This window comes from Hirschia sp. (assembly GCF_058892565.1).
The window spans coordinates 168,727-179,687 of record NZ_JBZXVU010000032.1 but is presented as its reverse complement, the minus strand read 5'-3'; the positions used below and the strand labels follow the sequence as shown (position 1 = coordinate 179,687).

The following is a 10,961-nucleotide window of genomic DNA, read 5'->3' as shown; positions in this document are numbered from 1 at the left end:
ATGCGGCGGAAATCTTCAATCGGCACACCCATTTCTTGAGCAAGAGAAGAAATTTCCAAGCGCATTTCTTCAACCTTATTGGTCTCAGCTGCGATGAATTTTTTCCACTTAGCAGAAATCAGGGATACGCGTGTTCCCCAATCAGGCTCAAGCTCGGTTCCAAAATAATTATCGAGGAAAGACTTACGCGGCACACCATGCGCATCAGCAAGGCGCATCAAACCGCCCTCTAATCCCATCAAACGCTTGTTGATGGCATAAAGCTGCTCAACAAGTGTTTCGATACGCGCATTGTTCAGGTGAAGCTTTTTCAGGTTTTCAATAATGTCATCCTGAAGTTTTACATATTCCTCAGAATCTTTTGGAGAAAGCTCTTTACCTTCCATGTGGCGGTTAACCAGCTTTTCCTGCAAACGGCGGTAAGCTTGGAATTCAGACGCCACATTATCCAAAATGTCCGTCACGCCTTCACGAAGTTCAGCCTCCATTGCCGACATCGACATTGCGCCGCCATCGTCAAAATCATCGTCATCATCGTCTTCCTTGCCTTCTTCTTCTGGCGGTAGACCTTCTTCGATGCGCTTTTTCTTGGCGATTTCGTCTTGCTTGGCTTTTTCTTCAGCTTCTAATTGCTCAGGTGTTTTCTCAAGCGGCTCACCTTTTTCAAGGGCAACAGCAGCAGCTGAGTTATCTGGTACACCACCATTTGCAGCAGCATAAGTTGCTTCAAGGTCGATAATATCACGCAACAACACGCGCTCATCTTCCAATTCCTGACGCCAAACCATGATCGCTTCAAACGTCAATGGACTTTCACAAAGCCCGCGAATCATTGCGTCGCGGCCAGCCTCAATACGTTTGGCTATCGCGATCTCGCCTTCACGAGACAATAATTCAACTGTTCCCATTTCACGCAAATACATGCGCACTGGATCATCTGTGCGGTCATAACGGTCAGAACGGCCGCCCGTTGCAGCAGCTGTTGATTTAGCTTTGGTTACAGCACCAGAAGCATTCTCGCCATCAGAGGATGCTTCATCGCCGTCGCCTTCACCTTCTTCGTCAGAATCAACAACGTTGATTCCCATTTCAGAAAGTGCAGACATAACGTCCTCAATCTGATCTGGATTAACTTCATCCGACGGAAGAACTTTATTTAATTCATCATGCGTGATGAATCCACGCGCTTTACCAGCGGCGATGAATTTCTTTACACTTGCATTCGATAAATCAAGTACTGGACCATCTTGGTTCTCAGCAACTTCTTCGTTATCGGCTTTTGTTTTGGTCATACAAATCTCCCGCCTTTAAACCCAGCTGCCCAAGCTGCGTTTGGCAAATCAATCCTGTGAGTTGCTTGTGGTTATATCGTCGATAGGTTCTTGTGACTTTGCCTTCAATGCTTGTCGTTCCGCCACTAATCTCTTTCGACGTGCCCATTCCGCTTTATGTTCCTCGACTCCGTTAGCTGAAGCGAACGCATTCTTCTCGCTCTCCGCCTCGTCTTTCAGAGCCGCAACAGTTGGGAAACGCTCCAGTGCAGCGAGCCATTCACGCCCAATCGTAGAAGATGGGTCTATGGGCTCCTGATTAGGATACTCTTCGAGCAGTTTCGCAGAACGTGTGCGGCCAAGACTCCGTAAATGGGCTGCAATTGCGCTGCGGTCAACCTTTTCCCCAAAATCTTGCACATCTAATGCAGCATTTCTTAGTGCTAACACGTCTTCATCGCGAAAATCAGCCATTGCAAGCATCTCTTTTGCCTCATCCATTAGGTTTGGGCTGTCAATAGCGCGTACAATCATTCCCAGTCCCGTGCGCCCTGTTAGGCCGCGTGTATCTGCTAATTTAATCACAGGACCTTGTGCAATATTCTTACCACGGAAGTTTGAACTGTTTTTGCCGCCCCATTCATTTTTACGAAATGGAGTCTGTTTAGCCTGTCTTTGATCTCGAAAATACTGATAGCGACGATCTTTTAATTCTCGCTCATAGGCGCGGCGCACTTGCTCATTTGCAATCGCAGAGACGGCTTCATCCAACCTAGCTTCAAATCCAGCCCGCCGCTCAGGTGTATCTAGTTTTTCTTTATTGAGTTCTCTGTCCCACAATAATTCCACCAATGGACGCGCATTGCGCAATAAATCGCGCAGACCATACTCACCACCATCCGTTTTTAAGAGATCATCAGGGTCCATCCCTTGTGGCAGAATCGTCACGTACACAGATTTGCCCGGCTCAAGCATCGGCAATGCCAAATCAACAGCACGCATGGCTGCCTTCTGGCCTGCTTCATCACCGTCAAAACACATTATGGGTTCAGGCCCGACCCGCCAAAGCATTTTCAGCTGCTCTTCAGTAAGCGCTGTTCCCATCGGTGCCACAGCTGTTGAAAAGCCATGCTCTGCCATCGCAATGACATCCATATACCCTTCAGTGACAATTAAGCCGCGCGCGAAAGGATCGGCTGAAGACGCATTGCGTGACAATTTATAAATGGCATCACGAGCCCGGCCATAATTATAAATAACCGAAGATTTGTGAAACAAAGGCGTCTCAGAGGAATTCACATATTTGGGAATCCCTTTTTCCTTCAGCACATGTCCCGGTTCTAATGCACGTCCGCCAAGCGCAATTGGTCGGCCCGTTGGATCAAGAATTGGAAAAATAATGCGATGACGAAATGCATCATATGGTGGTTTACTCGAATTTTTCGATGGCCGAACAAGTCCGATTTCAAGAAGTTCTTTGGCAGTCGCACCCATTTTGATCAATTGATCATGCAATGTTTGCCAACCTTCTGGTGCATATCCAATCCGGTGACGCCGCCACGCCCCCTCACCTAAACCACGCGACTTTGAAAGATATTCTCTTGCTTGCTCGCCCACTGGTTCACGTAATTGCTCTTCATAAAAAGCAACCGCCGCTTCCATCAACTCAAACAAGGATTTGCGTTTGGTGACCTGTTTTTTCTCAGCTTTGGTTTCAGTTGGCATTTCCATGCCAGCGAGCTGAACAAGTTTTTCGACAGCTTCCTGAAAACTTAATCCTTCGGTTTCCTGCACAAAGGAAATAATATCGCCAGAGTTTTGCGTCGAGAAACAACGATAGGAACGTTTGTCATCATCGACATAAAAAGAAGGTGTCTTTTCATCTTTAAAAGGTGAGAGGCCTTTGAAATTCTTTCCCGAACGCACAAGCTTAACCTTGCGCCCGACATAACCAGATATTGGCAGTCGATCTTTTAATTCATCAATGAAAGCTTCGGAAAACCGCATCACACCTCTCGGAATTCTATCCTAGCCCAGGAAAGACTCCACGTCTGTCTCAAATTAACCAAAAAATCAATTATTGATTAGAGAAGCAACTTTTTCACAGCAGATTTTGCTGCACCTGACTCAATACGGTCAGGATAGCGTGCTTTTAGCTCAGAAACGCAACGGCCCATGTCTTTCAGGCATTCAGCCCCAAGCTCATTGACCACTTCTTCTGCTGCAAGCGTAATCTCTGTCTTGCCCAGACATTGTGGAAGAAACTCTTTGAGTGTCTCCACTTCTTCACGTTCTTGCTCAGCAAGTTCAATCTTACCAGCCGCATCATATTCTTCAGCTGCGGCTTCACGCTGCGCTATCATATGGCGCAAAATCGCGTTGATCTCTGTTTCTTCACAAACGCTGCATTCGTCTTTTTGACGCGCTTTGATATCGCGATCACGTACAGCGCATAAAACAAGTCTGAGTGTCGCCGCGCGTTGCTCAAGATTCTCAGTCTCTGCTTTGTGAAGCTCTGTTTTTAAAGTTTCACGAAGTCTCATTTGAGCGTTATCATCAACATTTTGTTGTAATGCAAGTGACATCTATCCGTTAGTCCTGCTAGGAGTTAATCCGTTTTCATCACCAAATATGAAGGTTTTAAGTCCGATCATCTTGACTGTTATTCCTTCATCTCTCTATTCACGTGCGAAAAGCGTCGTGAGTCAATGGTTATGAACACGCTGTAATAAAACAAGAAGGCGCGCTCTTATGCCCAATCAGGTTGCCAATCAAGACCCTAATACAAAGTTTACATCGGATGAGCTTTCTAACAACGGTTCCCAAATGACCCAAAAAGCGACTGGTGCGGTCGCTTTGGAAGACGGTACTATCGTTTATGGACGCGGCTCAGGCGCAGCCGGAACAGCAGTTGGAGAGTTATGCTTCAACACGTCCATTACGGGTTACCAAGAAATTTTAACTGACCCGTCTTATTCAGATCAAATCGTGATGTTTACATTTCCTCACATTGGAAATGTTGGCGCAAACGAAGACGATAATGAAGAAAGCAGCGTCAATGGTGCTAAAGCTGCGCGCGGCGCACTTTTCAGAGCGCACCCTACACCGCCAGCAAATTGGCGCTCAAAAGATCATTTAGGTGCTTGGCTTCGCAAAAAAGGCATTGTCGGAATTTCCGGCATTGATACGCGCGCCCTCACACGCCGCATAAGAGAAGGCGGCATGCAGAAAGTGGCCATCGTTCACGCACCTGATGGCGTTATAGACAAAGATGCCCTTCTCGCAGCTGCACGCGCATGGGGCGGCGTCGAAGGATCTGACCTCGCCAAAACAGTCACAACCAATGATAAGTTTGAATCGTCGCAAAACCTGTGGGACATTAAAGATGGATATCTTGATGCAAGCACAGCCTTGTATCACGTCGTCGTCGTTGATTTTGGTGTAAAGAAAAACATCTTACGCAATCTAGCCAGTGTTGGTGCACGCGCGACAATCGTGCCTGCTTCAACATCTGCAGAAGACATTCTTGCGCTTAATCCAGATGGTATCGTCCTTTCAAACGGACCGGGCGACCCAGCAGCCACTGGAGAATACGCCTCCCCAATGATCAAAACTTTGATCGAATCAAACAAACCTATCCTTGGTATTTGTTTGGGTCACCAAATGCTTGCTTTGGCTCTTGGAGCCAAAACCATGAAAATGACGCAAGGCCATCATGGCGCAAACCACCCAGTCAAAGACCTAGAGACCGGAAAAGTGGAAATTGTATCCATGAATCACGGCTTCACTGTTGACCCTGACACACTCCCAGAAGGTGTGGAGCAATCTCACATCTCCCTGTTTGATGGCACCAATTCAGGACTAAAAGTGATCGGGAAACCCATCATTTCTGTGCAACATCACCCAGAAGCAAGCCCAGGTCCGCAGGATTCATTCTATTTATTCCAGCGTTTTGCAGATTTGATGAAATAATTAGAGGGCAAACAAAACCTTTATGTGAAGGTTTTGTGGCAACGCCCAAAAGTCCTTGCGGCTGCTAAGATTCAGTGCCATTCGGTTGCCTAACAGAGGTTTAACAGAAACCTCTGTCTAGTGTTGCGTTGAAGATAGATGGGCTGTTGCAATGGAAATTCTGGGCACTAACATTTGGGCGGTCATAGGTTTCGCCTTTGCTGCTTATGCTGTTGTCGGTAATGACGCATTGCAGACACTAGGTACTTTCATCAATTCAAACAGACGTTTGCCTTGGTGGGTTTTATACCTTTTCGCCGTTAGTATTCTGCTTATCACATTCTATTGGGGCTGGTCCTCATCCCTTGGAGATGTGTCTTGGGGTAAGCTCGACAAGACGGATAAATTCCCCATTTTCGAAGTGCATTGGTATCATGCTCTCCCGCCCATGGTGCTTTTGCTTTTAACACGTTTTGGTATTCCAGTTTCAACAACCTTCATGGTGCTGGCCACATTCGCGACCATGTCCGGCATGATGACTATGCTGAACAAATCCCTGATGGGTTATGCGGTCGCATTTGCCACTGGTGGCCTGATCTATGCCGCATTGGCCCCATCGCTTGAGCGCTGGTTCTTGAAAACAGCTGACTCGCAACACAATCCAGTCTGGGTCGTCTTACAATGGGTGACAACAGGTTATCTCTGGGGTGTGTGGTTAATACAAGATTTTGCGAATATCTTCGTCTACCTGCCCCGCAATTTGCCAGATGCATTTCATGTCGGCGGTGAAATTGTCGAAGCGAGCAAGCCTGACGCGCAAGCCATTATCGACAAATGTAATGAACTTTTCATCGGACAAGCCGATCTCATTTCTTCCTGTCTCTCTGATGTTTCTATCGCATCACGCTCTCAAAATCTCAGCCTCATGCATGCAAGCTTAGGCATGGGGTTGATCGCAATATTTTTGCTGATCACTTTTGCCAACCGTGGTGGGCCCGTTCAGAAAATCTTGCTCACCAAAACTTCGGTGACAGATATTCGTTCAGCCACAGTGATCGACTTTATCTACGCCACGCTCTTATTCGCCTTCTCTGGAAACCTTCAGGATTTTGGTATCCCAATCTCAAAAGTACCAATGTCAACAACATGGGTCTTCTTGGGATTGATCGCTGGACGTGAATTTGCCATCGCAACGATAGACAAAGTCCGCTCCACTGGCGCAACAGCTAAAATCGTGGGAATGGACTTAGCAAAAGCGACACTAGGTATTATCATCTCAGTTGTCCTCGCGCTCTCAATGCCCTATCTCGCGCAACAATTTGATCCGGTAGATGAAAATACCGCTATTGAAGCCGTGACTGATACTTCCAACTGATCGGCCTTTAAATATTGGAATTTATCACAACTCACAAAACACCTATCCTCCTCAACAAAATCATCCGAGAATAGCCAACTTGCGGGCTAAATTGTAAAACGAGGATAGAGGCTTATGAACCGGAAATTTTCAAAATTGCTTGGGTTAATTCATCCGGTTTGCAGAAATACGCCGAATGCCCTGAGACAATAGTTTCCACGCGATCCACAGGCGTTTCATTTAATAATCGGTCCTGCAAGTTTATACTTACCGCCCGATCATTTGTTAAACGAATATACCCTCTTGGAACACGGCCATATTTCTCTTCAGTCAGATTTAATTTTGCAATAGCAGGCCGCAGAGGTTCACGGCACAATAATGATGCCGCCAATTGGTTATCATCATCGCTACAATCATGATATAACACCTCTCGATACCCTTCTGGTCGAAGCCAGTCCCACATTCCCAGCCGGTTGATATCAACAAATGAACCAATTTTGGAATGTTTATCCGACTGAAAATAATCAGCAACCGATGTCTTATTTGGCAACATGAATGACGCCAGATAGATCGTACGGGAAATCTTGCCAGACATTTGCTCAGCAAGCTGAGACGCCAATACGCCATATCGACTATGCACAACAACAATCGTTGGCTCGTCTGAATGCAGCAATTTAGCTGTCTCTTTCACCATTTGCGAAAGACTTACCAATTGCGTCTTAGCAGGAGAGTGACCACGCCCCAGTAAATCTGGCACAATGACTTCATGACCATCCGCTCTAAGTCTGGACGCTATTTTATACCAACACCAAGCCCCATGCCAACTGCCATGAATCAACAAAAATCGCATTTCATAGTCTCCAAATATTCAACTTTGAAGCATATGATAGCTTGTCTAATCCTGTGCGACTCGCTGTTTTAGGACTCTCAATTTTGAGAATTCATATTATTTTCAGGCCCCCTGCTGACACGCCCTCATTCTAAGAGCCTACCGCGCAGGCAATGGTCCACATTTTTGCTCATACAGCTCAATATATTGCGGCATCACTTCGATGAAAGCTCGCGCACGTTTTTCAGGATCAGGATGAGTCGACATAATCTCAGCTGGACGATTACCCCCTCCCAACTGCGCCATCCGCCCCCAAAGCTCAGGCGCTTCACGCGGATCATAGCAAGCGCGCGTTAAGAGCTCTAGGCCAATCATATCTGCTTCGCTTTCGTGCGCACGAGAGAACGGTTTCATCACGCCCATGTCTGCGCCCATGCCGAACGCCCCCATCACTGCGCGCTGCGCACCTGCGCCCATATCACCCACACTTGCACCAACAGCCATCTGACCAAATTGCATAATCTTGGCTTGGCTCATGCGTTCTGCTCCATGGCGCGCCAATGCATGGCCAATCTCATGGCCCATAATCGTCGCGATGCCATCCCGATTAGCGGCAGTAGACAAAATCCCCGTATAGAAAGCCACTTTCCCGCCCGGCAGACAAAAAGCATTTGGTGTATCAGATGCAATGACCTGAAATTCCCACGCAAACTTATCTGCCAGCGTGCCCCATTTGGGAATATTCCCGCCTGATTTGCCCAGCCCTATAACAGGCGCACCTTCGCGCTCCCATTCAATCGCGGCGCGAGCAATATCTTCACCAATTTTCTGAATGATATCGACAATCTCTTTTTCGTTGACGCCGCATGATGTCGCGCGACTTCCACAAAGCACAGGTTCAGATTGCAAGATCTGCATATAGGATTGATCCCCAAGCGCAACTTCCTGCTCCACAGACATGGTGACCATTTGCTTACGACCAGCAATTCCGGTTTTCTGATTCGAAAACCAATAAAATGCCAATCCGAGGACGACCAAACCAATAATTGGCAGACGGCCACCAATTGCCCCCAATAGTCCGCCACTTGTTCTGCGACGACTTGAATAAGCAGGAATGCGCATACCATAAACCCTCTAAAATAGACCGTTCTTCACCCAATACCTCAAGAACATTCAAACCTTACCCCACACTTGGGCGTAATAAAAACACTTCTTGGCAGTGAAACGAGAAATCTTATTTGCCATTGGCTCATTGCATCCACATCTTGTGAATATATAAATGCCTGAAACGTCAGCAAAGATTGAAAAGCTTACCATGCCCGCGACACCTTCCGATCCAGAAAACCACACAGCAAACGCCCCGATCCCTTTCAAGGTGCAAATCATACCGGTCACCCCGCTTCAGCAAAATTGCTCTCTGATTTTCGATGAAAGCTCTAAAGAAGCTGTCTTTGTCGATCCGGGCGGCGATGTTGAACAATTGGAAGCAGCGCTCAAACATTTTGGCCTCAAACTCACACAGATATGGCTGACACACGGACATCTCGATCATGCCGGTGCCGCACAAGCATTAAAAGAATCATGGAATGTCGAAATTATCGGGCCCCACAAGGAAGACCAATGGTTGCTCGATGATATCGAAGCTCAGGGTGCCAAATATGGCATTACCACGGGACGCAACACAAAATCAGATAAATATCTGGATGATGGCGACACACTCGAATTTGCAGGACACACATTTGGCGTCGTGCATTGCCCGGGACACACACCCGGCCATGTTGTCATTTACAATGAAGCAGCCCAATTGGCATTTGTCGGCGATGTGATTTTCCACGGCTCGATCGGGCGCACAGACTTTCCACGTGGCAATCACCAAGAATTGCTTGATTCCATCACTCAAAAATTATGGCCATTGGGAAAAGACATGCGCTTTATTCCCGGTCATGGACAAATGAGCACGTTTGGACAGGAACGCTTGACCAATAATTATGTGGCGGATTCTGTGTTAGCGCGCAAATAGCTAAGCCGCATCATCGCGGCGTTCAGCACCATTATATTTAATATTCTGGAGACGGCGCCGACATGGGCCAAAATAGTTTTCCGTTCGAACAAAGGCTCGGTTTTGATTTACAAGATTTACAATCTGACGCCATAAATCATTTCCAGTGAATGGTAGAGCCATCACACCATCCACACCGGCTTGAACAGCTTCCCGAACAACGCGTTGTGAAGGGGTCGCCGTCATAAGCAATACAGCACCATAAGGATTGGATGCATGTGTCTCAGACCGAACAGCTTCAACAAGTGGTGCAATTGGAAGCCCGGGCGCGTGATTAATGATGATTATGTCGCGATAATTGTGACGAACAGCTTCTTTTAAATTCTGAAGCTCACCAACTGATTCAATGCGCTTAACACCAAAAGAATGCAAAGCCGTTTTTTCAAGGTGAACCAAGTTCTTGTGTCGACTGTATATCAGAACATCAACTGCGTTTAAATTTGTGACACGCAAATCGCCTCATCTCCTCTAAATGCATCCATCTCTCAAATAAATCCCCATACTCATCTATACCGCCAATCTAGTTAACGATTTGAATACTGATTTAATTGAGTTTCTATATTCCCTTATCTATCTATTTCCATGATAACATAAGTTGGAGCAAAATAAGTATATCTGATTACTTATAGAGACACATCCAGATTTGAGATTCGTCCACACACTTATTAACGGCACATCCCAATATCATAGAACCAGAATTTTCCTTCGAGAATGCGCCCGCATTCTGCTGCATTAAATCCGCTACCATTTTCCTTACGGATACATTGACAATACGCGCTTGTCCTTGACTGTCCAAGCCTGCGGGAACCAGATAGATAGCTTCCCCCCGCGCGCTTAGAATTTTGCTTTCTTTTGCGCCGCACATCCCCGTTGAAATCTGCTGCACTTGCAAGGAAGCACGTTGCGCCAAACTTTCTGACCATTCCAGTCCACTCGCGCCTTTGGCCTGCAAGGCATAAGTGTGTGCCTGCGTTATACCGGCAAGATCACCTTTTTCAGGAAACGCACGCAGTGGCGTCGCTGAATTGGCGATCACTGTTCCATCATTGTGTTTTGCTGGCGGAATATCGCGTTCGTCTACTTTCTCTACTGGTTTTGTCTTAGGCATTGGCCCCAAAGACAAATCAGGCTCGACAGGAACGGGATCTGGAACTTCTTCAATCTCTACAGACTCCACAACCGGCAAAGGCTCCAAAGGCGTCTCGTCAGAGGTCGTTTCACATCCTGCGATGACTAATACCCCCAGACAGATACTCGCTTGAATGGAAGATTTTACGATACGTCTCATATTCACATCACCTATTAGCGAAACTCTGGCGGCATTTTCACACAATCAAAATATTCAGTATTCGGAACACATTTTGATTCTTGAGCCTATCAATTACGCGATTTTTTTATCCATGCCTCAAACAAATTTGAATTTCCAGTTAGTTTTTAGCAATGCGAAATCATCAAACCTATCGGCAAACCACATTTTCAACCGACACGTATAAGCAT

10 protein-coding genes are annotated in these 10,961 nt (G+C 46.6%); 3 read left to right on the top strand and 7 right to left on the bottom strand.

Annotated elements, in window-relative coordinates; translation table 11 throughout:
- From AC5EF3_RS12810 to AC5EF3_RS12800, 3 genes are all read right to left on the bottom strand, one after another.
- Positions 1-1,292: RNA polymerase sigma factor region1.1 domain-containing protein (locus AC5EF3_RS12810; RefSeq protein ID WP_493548307.1), on the bottom strand; the 1,292-nt coding region annotated here is incomplete at its 3' end.
- 48 nt (positions 1,293-1,340) lie between these two features.
- Entirely contained in the window at positions 1,341-3,278 is a 1,938-nt protein-coding gene (dnaG, locus tag AC5EF3_RS12805) for a DNA primase (protein WP_493548306.1), read from the bottom strand.
- 77 nt (positions 3,279-3,355) lie between these two features.
- Positions 3,356-3,856 carry a GatB/YqeY domain-containing protein gene (locus AC5EF3_RS12800; protein WP_015826960.1) on the bottom strand — a complete coding sequence of 167 codons (501 nt, stop codon included), beginning with the start codon at positions 3,854-3,856 and terminating at the stop codon, positions 3,356-3,358.
- 241 nt (positions 3,857-4,097) lie between these two features.
- Between AC5EF3_RS12800 and carA the strand changes: the two genes are divergently transcribed.
- Both carA and AC5EF3_RS12790 read left to right on the top strand, forming a co-directional pair.
- Positions 4,098-5,243 carry a glutamine-hydrolyzing carbamoyl-phosphate synthase small subunit gene (carA, locus tag AC5EF3_RS12795; protein WP_041302013.1) on the top strand — a complete coding sequence of 382 codons (1,146 nt, stop codon included), beginning with the start codon at positions 4,098-4,100 and terminating at the stop codon, positions 5,241-5,243.
- A gap of 151 nt (positions 5,244-5,394) precedes the next feature.
- A complete protein-coding gene (locus tag AC5EF3_RS12790) occupies positions 5,395-6,597 on the top strand; it encodes a hypothetical protein (protein WP_493548305.1) in 1,203 nt (400 codons plus the stop codon).
- 112 nt (positions 6,598-6,709) lie between these two features.
- Here AC5EF3_RS12790 and AC5EF3_RS12785 read toward each other — a convergent pair whose 3' ends face one another.
- Together AC5EF3_RS12785 and AC5EF3_RS12780 are read right to left on the bottom strand one after the other, a co-directional pair.
- Positions 6,710-7,426, bottom strand: a complete 717-nt coding sequence (locus AC5EF3_RS12785; RefSeq protein WP_493548304.1) for an alpha/beta fold hydrolase — start codon at positions 7,424-7,426, stop codon at positions 6,710-6,712.
- A 138-nt stretch (positions 7,427-7,564) separates the two neighbouring features.
- Entirely contained in the window at positions 7,565-8,527 is a 963-nt protein-coding gene (locus tag AC5EF3_RS12780) for a M48 family metallopeptidase (RefSeq protein WP_493548303.1), read from the bottom strand.
- A 193-nt stretch (positions 8,528-8,720) separates the two neighbouring features.
- Between AC5EF3_RS12780 and AC5EF3_RS12775 the strand changes: the two genes are divergently transcribed.
- Positions 8,721-9,425, top strand: a complete 705-nt coding sequence (locus tag AC5EF3_RS12775) for an MBL fold metallo-hydrolase (RefSeq protein ID WP_493548315.1) — start codon at positions 8,721-8,723, stop codon at positions 9,423-9,425.
- On the opposite strand, the gene AC5EF3_RS12770 is transcribed toward AC5EF3_RS12775, so the two are convergent.
- Positions 9,426-9,917, bottom strand: coding sequence for a response regulator (locus tag AC5EF3_RS12770; protein ID WP_015826953.1), 492 nt, complete (start codon positions 9,915-9,917; stop codon positions 9,426-9,428).
- A gap of 166 nt (positions 9,918-10,083) precedes the next feature.
- Positions 10,084-10,752, bottom strand: coding sequence for a hypothetical protein (locus tag AC5EF3_RS12765; RefSeq protein WP_493548302.1), 669 nt, complete (start codon positions 10,750-10,752; stop codon positions 10,084-10,086).
- Between the last annotated feature and the right edge of the window lie 209 nt (positions 10,753-10,961).

What these genes read in the sequence shown, in the direction of transcription:
- dnaG (WP_493548306.1), bottom strand. Translation starts at nt 3,278, where the DNA reads ATGCGGTTTTCCGAAGCTTTCATTGATGAATTAAAAGATCGACTGCCA.
- AC5EF3_RS12800 (WP_015826960.1), bottom strand. Translation starts at nt 3,856, where the DNA reads ATGTCACTTGCATTACAACAAAATGTTGATGATAACGCTCAAATGAGA.
- carA (WP_041302013.1), top strand. Translation starts at nt 4,098, where the DNA reads ATGACCCAAAAAGCGACTGGTGCGGTCGCTTTGGAAGACGGTACTATC.
- AC5EF3_RS12790 (WP_493548305.1), top strand. Translation starts at nt 5,395, where the DNA reads ATGGAAATTCTGGGCACTAACATTTGGGCGGTCATAGGTTTCGCCTTT.
- AC5EF3_RS12785 (WP_493548304.1), bottom strand. Translation starts at nt 7,426, where the DNA reads ATGCGATTTTTGTTGATTCATGGCAGTTGGCATGGGGCTTGGTGTTGG.
- AC5EF3_RS12780 (WP_493548303.1), bottom strand. Translation starts at nt 8,527, where the DNA reads ATGCGCATTCCTGCTTATTCAAGTCGTCGCAGAACAAGTGGCGGACTA.
- AC5EF3_RS12775 (WP_493548315.1), top strand. Translation starts at nt 8,721, where the DNA reads ATGCCCGCGACACCTTCCGATCCAGAAAACCACACAGCAAACGCCCCG.
- AC5EF3_RS12765 (WP_493548302.1), bottom strand. Translation starts at nt 10,752, where the DNA reads ATGAGACGTATCGTAAAATCTTCCATTCAAGCGAGTATCTGTCTGGGG.